Here is a 19340-nt window from a genome sequence, read left to right on the forward strand (position 1 = left end):
GAAATCAGCCTTCCAGTACGGCGAGAATCTCGTTCTCAGCCATTACCAGCAGGTCTTCGCCGTCGACTTTCACAGTGTTGCTGCCGGAGTAAGGACCGAACACAACCTTGTCGCCGACTTTAACGGCCAGCGCACGCACTTCACCGTTTTCCAGAGTCTTGCCTGGGCCTGCAGCGACAATCACACCGTGGTTGGCTTTTTCAGCAGCCGAACCTGGCAGGACGATACCGCCAGCGGTTTTCTTTTCTTCTTCGCTGCGACGGATAACGACGCGGTCATGCAGAGGACGAAGCTTCATTGTCGATCTCTCCTAATTGTGGTTTTCATCGGCCGGTGTAGTCCCGGCGGGTTTAACAAATCCGGCCTGCGCCGGTTGCGATTCGTCGAGCGAACCGCGGAAGTCTGTCCGACTCGAATGTCGGAAACCTTTCGGTGACCGTTACATAGGGGCGCATAAGCTTATTACAAGGGCGAGGCTAAAATTTTTTCGCGAATGTTGATCACAAAAGCAGCCCATAAACGAACACGGCACCCGAAGGTGCCGTGTCATTGAACAGGTTATTTGCTGTCGCGATGTTCGAACTCACCTTCGATCACATCACCCTCGCGGCCTAGAGGCTGGCGCGGTGCAGGACCGCCACGGGGTTGCAGGTCGTCGGCAAATGCACGCTGGCGCATGGCCTGATCTTCGGCGCGCTGGCGCATCTTGTTCGCCAGTAGACGACGGGTGAACGGCAGCAACATCACCAGACCGACCACATCGCTGATGAAACCCGGCAGGATCAGCAAGCCACCCGCCAGTGCCAGCATCAGGCCTTCAAGCATGGTTTGCGCAGGCAGCTCGCCGCGGTTCAGGCTTTCCCGGGCACGCAGTGCCGTGGCCAGACCGGCGACGCGCAGCACGAACACACCGAACATCGAGCCGAGAATGATCAGCAGCAGGGCCGGGAAAAACCCGATAGCCCCTGCCACTTTGACGAATACGAAGAGCTCCAGCACCGGAAACAGCAGAAAGAGCAACAAAAAAGGGCGCATCAAAATTTCCTCAACGCAAGAAATGCCTTGCAGTAAGCCTTAGATGACGTCGCCCTTTCGTGAATTCAAGCGTCGGCCACTGTCTTTTTTGGCCAGACCTCAGCGTGAGCCAGAGAAACCAAGGCTTCGCGCACTTGTATCGGCGTATGACAAGGCGCTTGAAACGGCAACCAGTAGAGCGCCTGACCGATGCGCAGGTGCATACCTTCAGTGTCGATCCCGGCCAGTTGCGCCGGTACGGTTTTCGGCAGGCCGGCCAGGTCGACGTAATGCGCGATGGCTTTGGCATGGTCGCTGTTCATGTGCTCGACCATGCTGATTTCAGCTTTGCCGGCGAACGGATTGGCCAGGGTCAACTGATCGATCCAGTGAATCGCGCCGAAACCGCCAATGTAACGATGACGCACAGGCTTCAACACCCAGAAATCGAAATCGTGGGCCTTGTGGTAGTTCTGTGAATCCGGGAAATAGCGGTAGTAGCGCTCGGCGGCGGCTTCAATGGCAGCGGCGTCTTCGAGTTTTTCGGCTTCGGCCAGATAGGTCAGGCGACCAACGGCTTGCACGTCATCGGCCTCGCGCTCACCCACCAGCATCGAGCATTTCGGGTCTTTTTGCAGATTATGGGTGTGCTGGGCGATGCGGCTGATCAGGATCAGCGGCCGACCCTGCTCGTCCAGGCAATAAGGCACGACGGAGCCAAAGGGAAAACCGGGCATCGATTTGGAGTGGGTCGACAGCACTCCGCGGTATTCCTTGAGAAGCAATTCTCGGGCATTCTTGGCCACTTCAACGCTCAATTTATGACTCCTTAAATAGAATCCGTCGAAAAAACGGACAGGTGTGCGGGATAAGTTCCGCTCACCTTCGGGCAACTCTCATGTGCAGCCAGGCCACATCGGGCGCAGATCGAGAGGCTCTCCAAGGAAAACCACTCTGACCTGCTATCGGGGCATGCGAATGCAACTCAACGACAAAGTAATCATTATCACCGGCGGTTGCCAGGGTTTGGGCCGCTCCATGGCCGAGTATTTCGCCGGTAAAGGCGCGAAGCTGGCACTGGTCGATCTGAACCAGGAAAAACTCGACGACGCGGTGGCCGCCTGCAAAGCCAAGGGTGTCGAGGCGCGCAGCTATCTATGCAACGTCGCCAATGAAGAACAGGTCGAGCACATGGTCGCCCAAGTGGCGGCAGATTTCGGCGCGATCCACGGTTTGATCAACAACGCCGGGATCCTGCGCGATGGCCTGCTGCTCAAGGTCAAGGACGGCGAAATGACCAAGATGAGCCTGGCCCAGTGGCAGGCGGTGATCGACGTCAACCTGACCGGCGTGTTCCTGTGCACCCGTGAAGTGGCGGCAAAAATGGTCGAGATGAAGAACAGCGGCGCGATCATCAACATCTCGTCGATCTCCCGCGCGGGCAACGTCGGCCAGACCAACTACTCCGCCGCCAAGGCCGGTGTAGCGGCGGCGACCGTGACCTGGGCAAAAGAGCTGGCGCGTTATGGCATTCGCGTGGCGGGCATTGCGCCGGGCTTCATCGAGACCGAGATGACCCTGGGGATGAAGCCGGAAGCGCTGGAGAAAATGACGTCGGGTATTCCGCTCAAGCGCATGGGTAAACCGGAAGAGATCGCCCATTCGGCGGCGTACATCTTCGAGAACGACTACTACACCGGGCGGATTCTGGAGATGGATGGCGGGTTGCGCATCTAACATCCACCGCAAAACAACTGTAGGAGTGAGCCCGCTCGCGATAGCGGATTAACATTCAACAGAAGTGTTGAATGATCGACCGCTATCGCGAGCAGGCTCACTCCTACAGGATTACCGGTGTTGCTGATGGATCAATCGTCGCTGATGGTGATGTTCGGCATGGCCGGCGTTGCCGCTTCCTGCAACACAATCCGCGCGCCGACATGGCGGGCCAGTTCCTGATAGACCATGGCAATCTGGCTGTCCGGTTCGGCGATCACCGTCGGCTTGCCGCCATCGGCCTGTTCGCGGATCAACATCGACAACGGCAGCGACGCCAGCAGTTCGACGCCATATTGGGTCGCCAGCTTCTCGCCACCGCCCTCACCGAACAGATGCTCGGCATGGCCGCAGTTCGAGCAGATGTGCACGGCCATGTTTTCCACCACGCCCAGCACTGGAATGTTGACCTTGCGGAACATTTCCACGCCTTTGCGCGCATCGAGCAGTGCCAGATCTTGCGGGGTAGTGACGATCACGGCACCGGCCACCGGGACTTTCTGCGCCAGGGTCAGTTGAATGTCGCCGGTGCCTGGCGGCATGTCGATGACCAGATAATCCAGATCGCCCCACGCGGTTTGCGTAACCAGTTGCAGCAGCGCGCCGGAAACCATCGGACCACGCCAGACCATCGGCGTGTTGTCGTCGGTCAGGAAGGCCATCGACATGACTTCCACGCCGTGGGCCTTGAGTGGCACGAACCACTTCTGATCCTTGACCTCAGGGCGGGTACGCTCGGGGATGCCGAACATGATGCCCTGGCTCGGACCGTAGATATCGGCGTCGAGAATCCCGACTTTGGCGCCTTCACGAGCCAGTGCCAGCGCGAGGTTGGCCGCCGTGGTCGATTTGCCCACGCCGCCCTTGCCCGAGGCGACCGCGACCACGTTCTTGACGTTGGCCAGCCCCGGAATCTGCGCCTGGGCCTTGTGCGCGGCAATCACGCTGTTGACTTCAACCTTGGCGATCACAACGCCATCGAGGTTTTCGATGGCCAATTGCAGCAATTGTGCCCAGCCGCTTTTGAACAGACCGGCGGCGTAACCGATTTCCAGCTGAACATTGACGCGATCACCGATGATTTCGATGTTCTTCACGCAGCCGGCGCTGACCGGGTCCTGGTTCAGGTAAGGGTCGGTGTATTGGCTGAGGACGGCTTCCACCGCTGCGCGAGTGACGGCACTCATGGGCAACTCCGATAACAAGACTGGGAAAAGATGGCGGGTATCGTACGCTGGACATTGATTTGAGGCGAACAGATTGCTCGAGCTGGAAAACCTTTGTGACGAGGGGATTTATCCCCGATCGGCTGCGCAGCAGTCGTGAAACCATTGAACGCGATCTGCCTGATTTACCGAATTGTCTGGTTTTGGGGCGGCTTCGCCACCCATCGGGGATAAATCCCCTCGCCACAGGGGCCCATTCATATAGAAAGGTTTCATAGGCTGAAAATTAAGTGACTGGCGTATCCGGAAACAGGTGCACAGGGTGAAAAATATGCGCCAGCGCTTTATAGTGGCCGACCTCCGTTTCATCAAGTAGCGAAGCCCCACATGTCCGAACCACGCAAGATCCTCGTCACCAGCGCCCTGCCCTACGCCAACGGTTCGATTCACCTTGGCCATATGCTGGAATATATCCAGACCGATATGTGGGTGCGCTTCCAGAAGCATCGCGGCAATCAATGCATTTATGTCTGCGCCGACGACGCCCACGGTTCGGCGATCATGCTGCGCGCGGAAAAAGAAGGCATCACCCCGGAACAACTGATCGCCAACGTGCAGGCTGAACACAGCGCCGACTTTGCCGAGTTCCTGGTCGACTTCGACAATTTCCACTCCACTCACGCCGAAGAAAACCGTGAGCTGTCGAGCCAGATCTATATCAAGCTGCGTGACGCCGGGCACATTGCCCAGCGCTCGATCACCCAGTATTTCGACCCGGAAAAGAAAATGTTCCTGGCCGACCGCTTCATCAAGGGCACCTGCCCGAAATGCGGCACCGAAGACCAGTACGGCGACAACTGCGAAAAATGCGGCGCGACCTACGCGCCAACTGATTTGAAGGATCCGAAGTCGGCGATCTCTGGCGCCACACCGGTGCTCAAGGATTCCCAGCACTTCTTCTTCAAGCTGCCGGATTTCCAGCAGATGCTGCAAACCTGGACCCGCAGCGGCACCCTGCAAGACGCCGTCGCCAACAAGATCGCCGAATGGCTGGACGCCGGCCTGCAACAGTGGGACATCTCCCGCGATGCGCCGTACTTCGGCTTCGAGATCCCGGACGAGCCGGGCAAGTATTTCTACGTATGGCTGGATGCGCCGATCGGCTACATGGCCAGCTTCAAGAACCTTTGCGATCGCACGCCGGAGCTGGACTTCGACGCGTTCTGGGGCAAGGACTCCACCGCCGAGCTGTACCACTTCATCGGCAAGGACATCGTCAACTTCCACGCCCTGTTCTGGCCGGCGATGCTCGAAGGCGCGGGTTACCGCAAGCCAACCGGGATCAACGTTCACGGCTACCTGACCGTCAACGGCCAGAAGATGTCCAAGTCCCGTGGCACCTTTATCAAGGCGCGCACGTACCTGGATCACCTGTCGCCGGAATACTTGCGCTACTACTACGCGGCCAAACTGGGCCGTGGCGTCGATGACCTCGACCTGAACCTCGAAGACTTCGTGCAGAAGGTCAACTCCGACCTGGTCGGCAAAGTTGTCAACATCGCCAGCCGTTGCGCCGGTTTCATTCAGAAAGGTAACGCCGGCCTGCTGGTCGACAACAATGCCGCGCCAGAGCTGACCGAGGCTTTCCTCGCCGCCGCACCAAGCATTGCCGACGCCTATGAAGCCCGCGACTTCGCCCGTGCCATGCGCGAAACCATGGCTCTGGCCGACCGCGCCAACGCGTGGATCGCCGACAAGGCGCCATGGTCGTTGAACAAGCAGGAAGGCAAGCAGGATGAAGTCCAGGCGATCTGCGCCACCGGTATCAACCTGTTCCGCCAACTGGTGATCTTCCTCAAACCGGTGCTGCCGCTGCTGGCTGCCGATGCCGAGGCGTTCCTCAACGTCGCACCGCTGACCTGGAACGACCACACCACCCTGCTGGCCAACCACCAGCTCAACGAATTCAAGCCGTTGATGACCCGCATCGACCCGGTAAAAGTGCAAGCCATGACCGACGCCTCGAAAGAAGACCTGACCGCCAGCCAGACCGACACTGGCGCAGCCGCACCGGCAGGCAACGGCGAACTGGCCAAGGATCCGCTGTCGCCGGAAATCGACTTCGACGCCTTTGCCGCCATCGACCTGCGCGTTGCACTGATCGTCAAGGCCGAACACGTGGAAGGTGCCGACAAGCTGTTGCGCCTGACGCTGGACATCGGTGACGAGCAACGCAACGTGTTCTCCGGGATCAAGAGCGCTTACCCGGACCCGTCCAAACTCGACGGTCGCCTGACCATGATGATCGCCAACCTCAAGCCACGGAAAATGAAGTTCGGTATTTCCGAAGGCATGGTGATGGCGGCAGGTCCTGGCGGTGAAGAAATCTACCTGCTGAGCCCGGACAGCGGCGCCAAGCCGGGTCAACGCATCAAGTAAGACGCGGCGGCCAATCGATCCCACCGACGTGCCCTGCATGCCGGTGGGATTTTTCATATCTGGCCCACCCTGCCGGATAATGCCTAACCTTAAGAGACACCCGCCCGTTTCGCCGGCAGAACCATGACCGAACTTGTGCTTACGCTTTTCAGTGCCGCGCTGCTCAACAACTTCGTGTTGCACTGGCCGCTGGGCGTCGATCCGCTGCTGGCGGGCAGTCGCCGTCAGGTGCATGCGCTAGGGCTGGCGACGTTGTGCCTGATGCTGATCGTAGGCGTAATCAGTCAGGCCATCTGGCACTGGCTGCTGGTGCCATTGCAACTGCAAGCCCTGCGTCTATTCGTTTTTCTGCCGTTGAGCGTGCTGTTGATCGCACCGCTGCTGAAAGCGCTGGCTCGCGGGCTGCCCGACTGGCCGTTCGAGGGTTTGTGGCCGCTGTTGCTGGGCAATGCCGGCATACTCGGGCTGGCGCTGATCAATGCGCAAAACGATCAAGGGCTGCTGCTTGCAACGGCATTGAGCCTTGGCGCGGGGCTGGGCTTCTGGCTGGTCCTGTGCCTGTTCAGCGATTTGCGCGAGCGCACGGCCGGCAACGACATTCCTCTGCCCTTTCGCGGCTTGCCGATCGACCTGATCGGCGCCGGATTGATCGCAGTGATTTTTCTCGGATTCAGTGGACTGATCAAAACATGAGTCTGATTCAACGCATCGATGCCCTGCTGCCGCAGACCCAATGCGGCAAGTGCGGCCACCCCGGATGCAAACCCTACGCCGAAGGCATCGCCGCCGGCGAGCCGATCAACAAATGCCCGCCGGGCGGTGACGAAACTGTCGCGGCATTGGCCGAGTTGCTGAAAGTGCCGGTGCTGGAACTGGACATCAGCCGGGGTTCGGCACCGCCGCAAGTCGCCTACATCCGCGAAGCCGAATGCATCGGCTGCACCAAGTGCATTCAGGCCTGCCCGATCGACGCCATCGTCGGTGCGGCAAAATTGATGCACACGGTGATCATCGACGAGTGCACCGGTTGCGACCTGTGCGTGGCGCCGTGCCCGGTGGATTGCATCGAAATGCATCCACTGCCGCTCGGCACATTGCCGGTGGTGGGCGGGCTGGCATTCAGTCTTGAAGAACAACGCGCGCGCGCCGTCAAACGCGACCATGCTCGCCAGCGTTTCGAACGCCGTAACGCGCGCCTGCAACGAGAAGAACAGCAGAAACAGGCTGAACGCGATGCCAGGGCGAAAAAAGCCACGCAATCTGAGGTAACAACGCTCGACCCCGTGCAGGCTGCGTTGGAGCGTGTGCGCGCGCAAAAAGCCGCCACCGCTGATGCTGCGTTGAAGAAAGCCAAGATCGACGTCGCGATGAGCCGCGCGCAGTTGCACAAATCGCTGAAAGCCTTCGGCCATCCGCCGACCTTTGAGCAGCAGTCGCAATTGATCGTGCTGCAGCAACAATTCGAAGCAGCCGAGCAGGCCCTGGCGAAACTCGAAAGCGCCACACCCGCCGCTCCGGTCACGCCAGTCCCGGCGAAGGACGCCGACCTGAAACGAGCAAAGATCCAGTTGGCCATGCGGCGCGCCGAGCTGAAAAAAGCCCAGACTGCCGAAGCGCCACCCGAGCAAATTACGGCGCTGGAGCAATCACTGCGTGAAGCCGAGCAAGCCCTTCACGCCGCCGAAAACTCAAGTGATCAGCCTGTGCCTGACCTTGTACGAGTGGAAAAACGCCCGATCGACGCCCAGCTTCGTCAGTTGAAAACCGAATTGGCCTACGCCCGCGCCGACTTCAACAAACTCGAACGTCGCGCCGACACGCCCGCCGAAACCCTCGACAAGGCCCGCGCCCGCCTGCAAGACGCCGAGCGCCAGGTGCAAGACCATGTCGCCCCTTGAGGCGCCGGACGATCGCCTGCAACAGGCGATGAGACAGGTACTGCTCGCTACGCTGCCGGGGCTGCTGGCCTTGTTCGCGCTGTACGGCTGGGGCGTGTTGATCAATTTGATTCTGTCGGTCAGCACCGCGTTGATCGTTGAGGCGTGCGTCATGCGTCTGCGCCGCCAATCGTTACAGCCGACGCTGAGCGACGGCAGTGCGCTGGTCAGCGCGACACTGCTGGCCGTCGCGTTGCCAGCGTATTGCCCATGGTGGCTGACGGTGACCGCAATCGCCTTCGGTCTGTTGTTTGGCAAGCACCTGTATGGCGGCGTGGGTAAAAATCCGTTCAACCCGGCCATGCTCGGATTTGCCTTGATCATCGTGATGTTTCCACAGCCGATGACACATTGGCCGGCTCACGGCCTGGCGCTGTTCGACGCCGTGCAGCAGGTGTTCAATCCCGCTCAGGCGCCGGACGCCTGGGTTCAGGCCACAGCGCTGGACAGTCTGCGCATCAATAAAAGTCTGACCATCGATGAGTTGTTCGCCGCCAGTCCGGCATTCGGGCGCTTCGGCGGCCAGGGTGTGGAATGGGTGAACCTGGCATTTCTCGCGGGCGGGCTGTTCCTGCTGCAACGACGAGTGTTCGGCTGGCATGCGCCGGTTGGCATGCTTGCCAGCCTGTTTGTGGTCAGTCTGTTGTGCTGGAACGGCTCGGGCTCGGACTCACACGGCTCGCCGCTGTTTCACCTGCTCAGTGGCGCCACCATGCTTGGCGCATTCTTCATCATTACTGAACCGGTGTCCGGCGCCAAAAGTCCTCTCGCCCGCTTACTGTTTGGCGTCGGTGTCGGCTTGCTGACTTATCTGATTCGCACCTGGGGCGGGTATCCGGACGGTGTCGCGTTTGCGGTGTTGCTGATGAATCTCTGCGTGCCGGCGCTGGAACGGTTTGCCGCCAGTCGACAAGCACAGGTGAGCCCATGAATCGGACGACAAGCGCGCTCACGCTGCTGCTGTTGGCCGTCGTCGGCGTCGGTGCGACGTACTTTGTACAACGCAGCAATGCACCGCAGATTGCCGCTGCGCAACGTCTGTTCGACAGCCGCAAACTGCTCGACGTGCTCGCGGCAGAGACCTATGACAATCAACCGCTGGAACAGCCGCTGGTCCTGGCAAACGTCGCCTTGAGCCACAGCACACTGACCGGCGGCTATCGCGCGACCAAGGCTGGCCAGTCAGTCGCGGTGTTGCTGCGCAGCCAGACCGAGGGCTATGCGGGCAGCATCGAGTTGCTGATCGCCATCGATGCGGAAGGAAAATTGCTCGGTGTGAAAACCCTCAAGCAGACAGAAACCCCGGCACTGGGCGGACATTTGGGCGACTGGCCGAATACGTGGTTGCAGGTATTTACCGGCAAATCGAGCAATCAACCGACGGATTCCGGTTGGGCGCTGAAAAAGGATCAGGGGCAGTTTGATCAGATGGCTGGCGCGACCATTACGTCTCGCGCGGTGATCAATGCAATCCATGATGCACTGCGCTACTTCGATGAGCATCGTGTGCCATTACTGGGGAACGAACCATGACCCGGTCGGCGACGCTGGCGAACTCATTGATGCTGATGTTGCTGCTGGGCACCACCGGCTCATTGGCCAGCGCACTGGTAACGGTACTGATGTTCGTCCTGGTCGTGGGTGCTTACGGCATGTGCATGCGCCCGCTGCGGTCGCGCCTGACGGGGACAAACACTTTACTCGCCAGCTTGCTGCTCGCCGCTACATTGACCAGTTGCGCCGAGATTCTCGCGCAACGCTGGTTTTTCCCATGGCATCAGGCCTTGGGGCTTTATGCCGGCCTGATCGCTTTGCAGTGCGTAGCATTGGAACACAATGGATTCTTCCGACAGTCGCGAATCGAGCGCTTCAAACTCGCGGGTCTGTTCGGTGCCTTGATGCTGATCCTCGCCTTGTTGCGAGAGCTCGCCGGCCAGGGGACCCTCGGCCGAGGCATCTTCGAACATTGGCAAGGTCTTGTTTTATTCAGTGAAGGGTTGCATCTGGCAACTCTGGTTCCGGGCGCGCTGATTCTGTTGGGGCTGTTGCTGGCCGCCCGACAGGCGTGGACCCGCTCGAACTCTATTTCCAAGGAAACGCATCGCCCATGAATGCTGCAAAACGTCTTGAGATCTTTCGCCGACTGCATGAAGACAATCCCGAGCCGAAAACCGAACTGGCCTACTCCTCGCCTTTCGAACTGCTGATTGCCGTGATCCTTTCGGCGCAATCGACCGACGTGGGCGTCAACAAGGCAACGGCGAGGCTGTTCCCGGTAGCCAACACCCCGGCGGCGATACATGCGCTGGGCGTCGAAGGTCTGTCCGAATACATCAAGACCATCGGCCTCTACAACAGCAAAGCCAAGAACGTCATCGAGACTTGCCGCTTACTGGTCGAGCGCCACGGCAGTGAAGTACCGCAAACGCGTGAGGAGCTCGAAGCCTTGCCGGGCGTGGGCCGAAAGACTGCCAACGTGGTGCTCAACACGGCTTTCCGCCAACTGACCATGGCCGTCGACACCCACATTTTCCGCGTCAGCAACCGCACCGGTATCGCTCCCGGCAAGAATGTTGTCGAAGTGGAAATGAAACTGATGAAGTTCGTCCCCAAGGAATTTCTGCTCGATTCCCACCACTGGCTGATTCTTCACGGACGCTATGTGTGCCTGGCACGCAAGCCGCGGTGCGGCAGCTGCAGGATCGAAGATTTGTGCGAGTACAAAGCCAAAACATCGGACGATTGATCAAGCATTAGGTTTATTGATTGATCGATTGAAAAAATCTTTTTTACCCGTCGCTGCATTACCGATATAAGGAGCGCCAAAGGCAGTCTTAGCCGGGAGTCAGCTTTATGAGTACCGAAAAAGAGCGATTGGACGTAGAAGACGATTTCACCCCCACTGAGACCGATGACCCGGAACCGGTTGTCGAGGTGGCCAAAACCAACCTCAGCAAACGTCGCACAATCGATAACCTGCTGGAGGAGCGCCGACTGCAAAGGCAATTGGCCGATTACGATTTTGATCTCTGATGCTTGAAAGCCTCCCGAAACGGAGGCTTTTCACTTTCTGCGGCTAGCTGAACTCGATCGGCCCATGACCCCGTCAGCTGATAAAACATTCAGACGAGTCCATTGCGTTGCGCCAGCTCGATCAAATCAACCAGTGAACGCGCATTGAGTTTCAGCAATAAGCGGGTCTTGTAGGTACTCACGGTTTTGTTGCTCAGAAACATGCCGTCGGCGATTTCCTTGTTGGTCTTGCCTCGCGCCAATTGTTGCAACACCATCATTTCGCGCCCGGACAGACGATCCACCATGTCTGCTTCACTGGCATTACCCAGACTGGTACGCACTGTATGCAACGCCTGATTTGGAAAGTAACTGTAGCCGGACAAAACGGCCTTGATTGCGCTAAGCAATTCAGTCAGGTCCTGTTGCTTACACACATATCCCGCCGCTCCCGATTGCATGCAGCGCATTGAAAAATGTCCAGGTGCCTGGGAGGTCAGTACCAGAACTTTAATTGGCATGGCGGTCGAGGTCAGACGCGCAATAACTTCCAGTCCATCAAGTTTGGGTATTCCAATATCCAGAATTACAATATCCGGCATCTGCTCGCGCGCAAGTTGCAATGCATCCACACCGTTATCAGTTTCTGCAATGACTTCGTAGCCATGACGTTCCATCAGCATACGTACCGCAAGACGAATGACGGGATGGTCATCCACGATCAGCACTTTATTCATGGGCAAGTCCAGTTTCGCTGTTCGAATTTTTAGAACACGCACCATATCCCAGTCACTTGCGCAGTGGCATGTCGGGGCTCTCATGCACTTGCATCGAAAGACATTCCCTACAACCATTGAGGATAATTCCTACAAAAAATCCTTTTCACTCTATAAATCCGACGCTGTAACGCACTAACTCCCTCGTTATATTCCCCACTTTAACTTGTAACAGATTACGACCCTTGTGCCATGCAGCGGCCATTCCACACTCCGACTCCATTACGGATGGACGACATATACCTAACAAGAATGATCACGCGTGCAAACTGGAAACATCAAGCAATAACACTCTCTTTCACAACTTTCATGCACCTCCACGCCCCACAAACACTTGAAACAAGATATTTATACTCAATCAAACACTTTTGCTATAAATACAACAACACCCTCTCAACTATCACAATCTCACAAAACATGAACAACCCATCTATGAGAAAAACCAAACACAAGAGCACAAGCATGTTAAAGATAAAAAACAAAATCACCAATCCAATGACGGTAATCGCTATATTCGCTGGCATCTCAGAAGCATCTGCAGCGATATCCTTGCCGTTCCTCAACAGTGAGGATCGCGCCATCTATGTATGGTTCCTGATCAGCTTTCCGTTCTATTTGTTATTTCTTTTTTTTATAACTTTGAACTTCAATTATCGCTCACTCTATTCACCTTCCGATTTCGGTAAGGACGCGACTTTCTTGAAAGCCATGGACAGCAATGACCGCGACAACAAACGCAACACATCCAAAGAGGGATCCACCACACACCATACTTTCGGAATTTCGAGTCGCGTCGTACCTCATGATACCGCCGCACAATGCGCGGACTCGTGCGAAATCCACAACGCGCCCGATCCGCCTACGCCCCCCCGTACGAGGTCAAACCTGACGGTCCAACACAATATTCAGTTGCCCGTTTGCGTCAGCAACCTGCACATCATTGATGCCCGTGACATCGATGCGTCGAGAGAACTCGCCACAATTGTGCAAAGAATCCGGCTCAACGACAGGAAAGCCACCCGCGTCATCGTGTTTCTTTCCAATCATGTGTCAGACGCTTCACTGACGAAGAGTGCGCTGCTACAGATCAAACACGCCAGAAAAGACTCAGGCACCACGCTGTGTATTGTTTACAACCTGTGCTCACAAGCGGTGACGCTGTTGGGACGGACTTGAAGGATGGGGTCGTTGTCGCGCAAGCGGACAGACCAGAGACATTGCTCGATGAGCGCCGAAAAAAAGAATCATGTAAAAAAGGGCGGCCCTGTCTCGAAGACAAGGCCGCCCTTTTATTGCGCGTCAGTCTGAAAAATCAGAACAGCTTGCGGCCCTTGTTGGCAGCAATGCGCATGCGCAGCGCGTTGAGCTTGATAAAGCCCGCCGCGTCGGCCTGGTTGTAAGCACCGCCGTCTTCTTCGAAGGTCGCGATGTTTGCGTCGAACAGCGAATCGTCGGACTTGCGGCCAGTGACGATCACGTTACCTTTGTACAGTTTCAGGCGAACCACACCGTTCACGTTGACCTGCGAAGCGTCGATCATCTGCTGCAGCATCAGACGCTCAGGGCTCCACCAGTAGCCGGTGTAGATCAGGCTGGCGTATTTCGGCATCAGCTCGTCTTTGAGGTGAGCGACTTCGCGGTCCAGGGTGATCGATTCGATGGCGCGGTGAGCGCGCAGCATGATGGTGCCGCCCGGGGTTTCGTAGCAGCCACGGGACTTCATGCCGACGTAACGGTTCTCGACGATGTCGAGACGGCCGATACCGTGAGCACCGCCGATCTTGTTCAGCGTCGCCAGTACGGTGGCCGGGGTCATTTCGACGCCGTCCAGCGCAACGATGTCACCGTTACGATAGGTCAGTTCCAGGTATTGCGGGGTGTCAGGCGCGTTCTCCGGGGAGACGGTCCAACGCCACATGTCTTCTTCGTGCTCGGTCCAGGTGTCTTCCAGCACGCCGCCTTCATAGGAGATGTGCAGCAAGTTGGCGTCCATCGAGTACGGGGACTTCTTCTTGCCATGACGCTCGATCGGGATCGCGTGCTTCTCGGCGTAGTCCATCAGCTTCTCGCGGGACAGCAGGTCCCACTCACGCCAAGGGGCAATTACTTTCACGCCTGGCTTGAGCGCGTAGGCGCCCAGTTCGAAACGCACCTGGTCGTTGCCCTTGCCGGTGGCGCCATGGGAAATGGCGTCAGCGCCGGTTTCGTTGGCGATTTCGATCAGACGTTTGGCGATCAGCGGACGTGCGATGGAGGTACCCAGCAGGTACTCGCCTTCGTAAACGGTGTTGGCGCGGAACATCGGGAATACGAAATCGCGCACGAATTCTTCGCGCAGGTCGTCGATGTAGATTTCTTTGACGCCCATGGCCTGAGCCTTGGCGCGGGCCGGCTCGACCTCTTCGCCTTGACCGAGATCAGCGGTGAAGGTCACCACTTCACAGTTATAAGTATCCTGCAGCCACTTGAGGATCACCGAAGTGTCCAGGCCGCCGGAATACGCCAGAACGACCTTGTTTACGTCCGCCATGCCATCACTCCACGGGGTTCTACGGAAAGCCGAGGAGTCTACCGCTCAAACGCGATAATTTACAGAGGCGCGACAGCTTAAGACGACAAAGCGACAGAATCTGTCGAGAGCGCGACGATGACCGGCGGGTCAGGAAGTCGCCGCAGTGTTGGCTGGAGTGCTCGCTTGTGGTGCCGGGGCCGTGACTGGAGCCACGCGCGCGAGTTTTACGTTAACCCGACGATTCTTCGCCCGATTGGCCGCATTGGTGTTCGGCACAATGGGATATTGCTCGCCATGGAAACGCACGGTGATCTGCGATTCCTGAATGCCGTTGGCCTTGAAGAAGTCGACCACCGCCAGCGCCCGACGGCGCGACAGTTCACGGTTGGTCAAGCGATTGCCGCTGTTGTCGGAATGCCCATCGAGCTCAATGTGATTGACCGTCGGATCAGCCTTCATGAATTCGAGCATCACTTGCAGCTTGGCCTTGGCGGCAGCGTCCAGGTCAACGCCCTCGCCGGGGAAGCCGATCTGCGACTGCTTGATCTGGTCGAAATTCTGCGGCAGCAATTTCGCCACACAGGTTTGATAGTCGTTAAACGCCTTACTGAATTTCACCGGCAACAAACGCACTTCCGACACGCGGCCATCGCCCGAAGCACGACGCACGACCGGGCTACGACCGTCCAGCAGACCGCTGATCAGGCCACCGGCCTGGGACTGCGAGCTGCTGAACAAGACATTGCCACTGCCGAGCCTGACGCTGCCCAGATTGATGTCACCGCGCCCCGGCTGCCAAGGCGCGGCGGCTGCCAGCAAAGTCGCCGAACCGCCGCCGAGCATGGCGTTGTAGGCATTCAGACGAAAGATCGCCTGTTCGCCAGCCTTGCGCACGAATTCACCCGAACCGAAATCGGTGATCGGCTGGCTCAGGCGGCACTCGAACTTGTCGCCGGCGACCGTCCACTCAATGTTCTCCAGGCGAGTCTGGTAGGTGAGCGCCATCGCGGGAAGGCTGGCAAACACACTGAGCAAGGCTAAATAACGCTGGCGCACGGGAGGCTCCATTGGCTTCTGAAACACAAAGACCGATTCACACTATGTTTACGGCATACCTACGGGATATCGGAAGCATCCCGCAAAACTTGATAGCGAGTGCCTGCAAGAGTCTTTTCCGGTAGCATTCGCCTCAGTTTGACCCGCCTGGAATCCCCTCATGTCCGACCGCCTGACCCTGCTGCGTCCCGACGACTGGCACATTCATCTTCGCGATGGTGCCGTGTTGACCAATACCGTTGCCGATGTTGCGCGCACCTTTGGCCGCGCCATCATCATGCCCAACCTGGTCCCGCCAGTGCGCAACGCCGCTGAAGCCGACGGCTATCGCCAGCGGATTCTCGCTGCCCGCCCGGCCGGCAGTCGCTTTGAGCCGCTGATGGTGCTGTACCTCACCGACCGCACCCAGCCCGAAGAAATTCGTGAAGCCAAGGCCAGCGGTTTCGTACACGCCGCCAAGCTGTACCCGGCCGGTGCGACCACCAACTCCGATTCCGGGGTGACCAGCATCGACAAGATTTTCCCGGCGCTGGAAGCCATGGCCGAAGTCGGCATGCCCCTGCTGATCCACGGCGAAGTGACCCGTGGCGATGTCGATGTCTTCGACCGCGAAAAGATCTTCATCGACGAGCACATGCGTCGTGTGGTCGAGCGTTTCCCGACCCTGAAAGTGGTGTTCGAACACATCACCACCGGCGATGCCGTGCAGTTCGTCAACGAGGCCTCGGCCAACGTCGGCGCGACCATCACCGCACATCACCTGCTCTATAACCGCAACCACATGCTGGTTGGCGGGATTCGGCCGCACTTCTATTGCCTGCCGATCCTCAAGCGCAATACGCATCAGGAAGCTCTGCTCGACGCCGCCACCAGCGGCAGCGCGAAGTTCTTCCTCGGTACCGACTCGGCGCCGCACGCCCAGCACGCCAAGGAAGCCGCCTGCGGCTGCGCCGGCTGCTACACCGCGTACGCCGCCATCGAGATGTACGCCGAAGCTTTCGAACAGCGTAATGCGCTGGACAAGCTCGAAGCGTTCGCCAGCCTCAACGGTCCGCGCTTCTATGGCCTGCCGGCGAATACCGATCGCATCACCCTGGTTCGTGAAGAATGGACCGCCCCAACCAGCCTGCCATTTGGCGAGCTGACCGTTATCCCGCTGCGCGCCGGTGAAAAACTGCGCTGGCGCCTGCTGGAGGAACACGCGTGAGTGAAGACCATTTCGACGACGAACTGGACGGTCAAAGTGGCGGTGGCGGTTCCCGTCACCCGATGGCAGCACGCTTTCGTGGCTACCTGCCGGTTGTCGTCGACGTAGAAACCGGTGGCTTCAATTCTGCCACCGATGCGTTACTGGAGATTGCCGCGACCACCATCGCCATGGATGAAAAGGGTTTTGTCTACCCGGATCACACCTACTTCTTCCGCGTTGAGCCGTTTGAAGGCGCCAACATCGAAGCGGCAGCGCTGGAGTTCACCGGGATCAAGCTCGATCATCCGCTGCGCATGGCCGTCAGCGAAGAGACGGCACTGACCGACATCTTCCGCGGCATTCGCAAGGCGCTGAAGGCCAACGGCTGCAAACGGGCGATTCTGGTCGGCCACAACAGCAGCTTCGATCTGGGCTTCCTGAACGCCGCCGTTGCGCGACTGGACATGAAGCGCAATCCGTTCCACCCGTTTTCCAGCTTCGACACCGCGACGCTGGCCGGTCTGGCGTACGGTCAAACCGTACTGGCAAAAGCCTGCCAGGCCGCCGACATCGATTTCGACGGCCGTGAGGCGCACTCCGCGCGTTACGACACCGAGAAAACCGCTGAGCTGTTCTGTGGCATCGTCAACCGCTGGAAACAGATGGGCGGCTGGGAAGACTTCGACGACTGATCCTCGTCGGGTAAATCCTGCACATGAAAAAACCGGCCACGTGGGCCGGTTTTTCGTTTAATGCTTATAGAGCTTAAATTCTCGATCAATCCACATGACGTAGAAAACCCGATGGTTTTTGTAGCCAACCATCGCTACACGCTCGAAAGCCCGAAACACCAACAATCTGACATCACCTGTTAAAAAATCAGGTATCCCGACTTTCAAGCTGTTTCTCTCAATCGTTTCACAGCCATATCGATGCCTATGCTCCTTGCGCAGTTCTCTCCAAGGCATTTTTCCCAGAATCCTCAGACGCTCAAGCATTTTCGAGCGTTCGACGGCCTCGCAATCTTGAATGCACCATCCATTCTGCAAATATTCAAATGAGAAAACCGGAGGTCGTGCTTCCGATGAATCCATTTCGATGGTGGACGTCCTTGCCGTTACTGCAGCCGCCGCATCGCGTTCCCTGCGTTTGAACCTGGCCATTTTTCAGTTCACCAAATGCTCTCGGAAATACTCCTGCATCTCACAGGCGGGAATTTCTCGGCTGAACTCCCCTTCCTTGAAGTTTCTACGCCAAGGGGCTTCTTCATGTGTCAGCTGACGTAGTTTCCACGCCGAGAATTGGCCATAAACGTCGAACACTTCGTTGAGCAAACTTTGTTGTTTGGCACTGAAGACATCTGGATTGAAATCACTTGGAGGAGGAATGGCACTCGATCCAAATTGGCTGAATCTTCGATACAGATCCGGAACCACTGGCCCGTGCATCCACGCTTCCAGCTTTTCAGGGAAGAGAGCCTCGCCATGGACGGCCAGACTGAATCCTTGAGCGTAATAAACCATTTTTTGAATTTTAAGATTGGAGATCTCCCCCTCATGCCCTTCCAGGCAGAGGAAATAATCCGCAACGTCCAGGCTACTCGGCATTTGAATCCCCTTCTGCATCATGCAATCCATTGCACCGTCCTTACTGAAGTGAGGCGACCTGTTATCGCTCGAGCACAACCCTATCCAACCACTGTTCAGTCATCCAGTATTTTTCTCGCGCATTTGAAACAAATGATGCCGATAGGCTGTTTCAAATAATTCTCCACATAAAAAAAACCGGCCACGTGGGCCGGTTTTTTTGTACCTCGACGTTGCGCCTTACAGGGCAGCAGCGTTCTCGGTCAGGTATGCAGCAACGCCTTCTGGCGAAGCGTTCATGCCTTTGTCGCCTTTTTTCCAGTTGGCAGGGCAGACTTCGCCGTGCTCTTCGTGGAATTGCAGAGCGTCGACCAGACGGATCAGCTCTTCCATGTTACGGCCCAGCGGCAGGTCGTTGATGATCTGCGAGCGGACAACACCCTTGTCGTCGATCAGGAATGCGCCACGGAAAGCCACGCCGCCTTCGGACTCAACGTCGTAGGCCTTGGCGATGTCGTGTTTCATGTCGGCAGCCATGGTGTATTTCACCTGGCCGATGCCGCCATTGTTCACTGGGGTGTTGCGCCAGGCGTTGTGGGTGAAGTGCGAGTCGATCGACACGGCGATCACTTCAACGTTGCGAGCCTTGAAGTCAGCCATGCGGTTGTCCAGAGCGATCAGCTCGGACGGGCAGACGAAGGTGAAGTCCAGTGGGTAGAAGAACACCAGGCCGTATTTGCCTTTGATGGCCGAGGACAGAGTGAAGCTGTCAACGATCTCGCCATTGCCGAGTACGGCCGGGACGGTGAAGTCAGGGGCTTGTTTGCCTACGAGTACGCTCATTGATATCTCCTGGTGTAAAAACTTGAAGTTCAGG

At 57.6% G+C, this 19340-nt stretch carries 22 protein-coding genes; 12 read left to right on the top strand and 10 right to left on the bottom strand.

Going from position 1 to position 19340, the window contains the following annotated elements:
- Positions 1-4 precede the first annotated feature (4 nt).
- From KI231_RS23285 to KI231_RS23295, 3 genes are all read right to left on the bottom strand, one after another.
- Positions 5-298, bottom strand: coding sequence for a co-chaperone GroES (locus tag KI231_RS23285; RefSeq protein ID WP_003227685.1), 294 nt, complete (start codon positions 296-298; stop codon positions 5-7).
- Between the two features lie 260 nt (positions 299-558).
- Positions 559-1035 carry an FxsA family protein gene (locus KI231_RS23290; RefSeq protein WP_103305497.1) on the bottom strand — a complete coding sequence of 159 codons (477 nt, stop codon included), beginning with the start codon at positions 1033-1035 and terminating at the stop codon, positions 559-561.
- Between the two features lie 65 nt (positions 1036-1100).
- On the bottom strand, positions 1101-1832 hold the full coding sequence (locus tag KI231_RS23295) for a HugZ family pyridoxamine 5'-phosphate oxidase (protein WP_103305496.1): 732 nt from the start codon (positions 1830-1832) through the stop codon (positions 1101-1103).
- Between the two features lie 160 nt (positions 1833-1992).
- Between KI231_RS23295 and KI231_RS23300 the strand changes: the two genes are divergently transcribed.
- A complete protein-coding gene (locus KI231_RS23300) occupies positions 1993-2751 on the top strand; it encodes an SDR family oxidoreductase (protein WP_213026452.1) in 759 nt (252 codons plus the stop codon).
- A 131-nt stretch (positions 2752-2882) separates the two neighbouring features.
- Here the strand turns inward: KI231_RS23300 and apbC are convergent, their stop codons facing one another.
- Positions 2883-3977: an iron-sulfur cluster carrier protein ApbC gene (gene apbC, locus KI231_RS23305; protein ID WP_103305495.1), complete on the bottom strand. Its 1095-nt coding sequence runs from the start codon at positions 3975-3977 to the stop codon at positions 2883-2885.
- A gap of 366 nt (positions 3978-4343) precedes the next feature.
- Here apbC and metG point away from each other — a divergent pair, with 366 nt between their 5' ends.
- The 8 genes from metG to KI231_RS23345 all read left to right on the top strand — a co-directional run bounded on the left by metG (position 4344) and on the right by KI231_RS23345 (position 11365).
- On the top strand, positions 4344-6395 hold the full coding sequence (metG, locus tag KI231_RS23310) for a methionine--tRNA ligase (protein ID WP_213026453.1): 2052 nt from the start codon (positions 4344-4346) through the stop codon (positions 6393-6395).
- 123 nt (positions 6396-6518) lie between these two features.
- Entirely contained in the window at positions 6519-7088 is a 570-nt protein-coding gene (locus KI231_RS23315) for an electron transport complex protein RnfA (RefSeq protein WP_213026454.1), read from the top strand.
- Entirely contained in the window at positions 7085-8293 is a 1209-nt protein-coding gene (gene rsxB / locus KI231_RS23320; RefSeq protein ID WP_213026455.1) for an electron transport complex subunit RsxB, read from the top strand. The genes KI231_RS23315 and rsxB overlap by 4 nt, the downstream gene beginning before the upstream one ends.
- Complete coding sequence (locus tag KI231_RS23325) at positions 8280-9263, top strand: RnfABCDGE type electron transport complex subunit D (protein ID WP_213026456.1); 984 nt, start codon at positions 8280-8282, stop codon at positions 9261-9263. The genes rsxB and KI231_RS23325 overlap by 14 nt, the downstream gene beginning before the upstream one ends.
- Positions 9260-9865, top strand: coding sequence for an RnfABCDGE type electron transport complex subunit G (locus KI231_RS23330; protein ID WP_213026457.1), 606 nt, complete (start codon positions 9260-9262; stop codon positions 9863-9865). Before KI231_RS23325 ends, KI231_RS23330 begins: the two co-directional genes overlap by 4 nt.
- On the top strand, positions 9862-10443 hold the full coding sequence (locus KI231_RS23335; protein ID WP_213026458.1) for an Rnf-Nqr domain containing protein: 582 nt from the start codon (positions 9862-9864) through the stop codon (positions 10441-10443). The genes KI231_RS23330 and KI231_RS23335 overlap by 4 nt, the downstream gene beginning before the upstream one ends.
- Positions 10440-11078, top strand: coding sequence for an endonuclease III (gene nth, locus KI231_RS23340; RefSeq protein WP_213026459.1), 639 nt, complete (start codon positions 10440-10442; stop codon positions 11076-11078). Before KI231_RS23335 ends, nth begins: the two co-directional genes overlap by 4 nt.
- A gap of 107 nt (positions 11079-11185) precedes the next feature.
- Positions 11186-11365 (top strand): PA3496 family putative envelope integrity protein, encoded by a 180-nt coding sequence (locus KI231_RS23345; protein WP_103305487.1) that lies wholly within the window; start codon positions 11186-11188, stop codon positions 11363-11365.
- Positions 11366-11454: 89 nt separating this feature from the next.
- On the opposite strand, the gene KI231_RS23350 is transcribed toward KI231_RS23345, so the two are convergent.
- Positions 11455-12081, bottom strand: a complete 627-nt coding sequence (locus tag KI231_RS23350; protein WP_007916656.1) for a response regulator transcription factor — start codon at positions 12079-12081, stop codon at positions 11455-11457.
- 501 nt (positions 12082-12582) lie between these two features.
- Between KI231_RS23350 and KI231_RS23355 the strand changes: the two genes are divergently transcribed.
- Positions 12583-13296, top strand: coding sequence for a hypothetical protein (locus KI231_RS23355; protein ID WP_213026460.1), 714 nt, complete (start codon positions 12583-12585; stop codon positions 13294-13296).
- Between the two features lie 136 nt (positions 13297-13432).
- Here the strand turns inward: KI231_RS23355 and KI231_RS23360 are convergent, their stop codons facing one another.
- Together KI231_RS23360 and KI231_RS23365 are read right to left on the bottom strand one after the other, a co-directional pair.
- Positions 13433-14650 (bottom strand): argininosuccinate synthase, encoded by a 1218-nt coding sequence (locus tag KI231_RS23360; RefSeq protein ID WP_003227714.1) that lies wholly within the window; start codon positions 14648-14650, stop codon positions 13433-13435.
- Between the two features lie 129 nt (positions 14651-14779).
- Positions 14780-15688, bottom strand: a complete 909-nt coding sequence (locus KI231_RS23365; protein ID WP_213026461.1) for a flagellar protein MotY — start codon at positions 15686-15688, stop codon at positions 14780-14782.
- A gap of 160 nt (positions 15689-15848) precedes the next feature.
- Between KI231_RS23365 and pyrC the strand changes: the two genes are divergently transcribed.
- Positions 15849-16895 (top strand): dihydroorotase, encoded by a 1047-nt coding sequence (pyrC, locus tag KI231_RS23370; protein ID WP_093430577.1) that lies wholly within the window; start codon positions 15849-15851, stop codon positions 16893-16895.
- Positions 16892-17569, top strand: a complete 678-nt coding sequence (rnt, locus tag KI231_RS23375; RefSeq protein ID WP_007916667.1) for a ribonuclease T — start codon at positions 16892-16894, stop codon at positions 17567-17569. The genes pyrC and rnt overlap by 4 nt, the downstream gene beginning before the upstream one ends.
- A 57-nt stretch (positions 17570-17626) precedes the next feature.
- On the opposite strand, the gene KI231_RS23380 is transcribed toward rnt, so the two are convergent.
- The 3 genes from KI231_RS23380 to KI231_RS23390 all read right to left on the bottom strand — a co-directional run bounded on the left by KI231_RS23380 (position 17627) and on the right by KI231_RS23390 (position 19306).
- Complete coding sequence (locus tag KI231_RS23380) at positions 17627-18040, bottom strand: hypothetical protein (RefSeq protein ID WP_213026462.1); 414 nt, start codon at positions 18038-18040, stop codon at positions 17627-17629.
- 3 nt (positions 18041-18043) lie between these two features.
- Positions 18044-18514: a Panacea domain-containing protein gene (locus KI231_RS23385; RefSeq protein ID WP_103305482.1), complete on the bottom strand. Its 471-nt coding sequence runs from the start codon at positions 18512-18514 to the stop codon at positions 18044-18046.
- Between the two features lie 189 nt (positions 18515-18703).
- Positions 18704-19306: a peroxiredoxin gene (locus tag KI231_RS23390; protein ID WP_003227723.1), complete on the bottom strand. Its 603-nt coding sequence runs from the start codon at positions 19304-19306 to the stop codon at positions 18704-18706.
- Positions 19307-19340 lie beyond the last annotated feature (34 nt).

The sequence above is a fragment of the Pseudomonas sp. Seg1 genome, from assembly GCF_018326005.1.
GTDB lineage: Bacteria > Pseudomonadota > Gammaproteobacteria > Pseudomonadales > Pseudomonadaceae > Aquipseudomonas.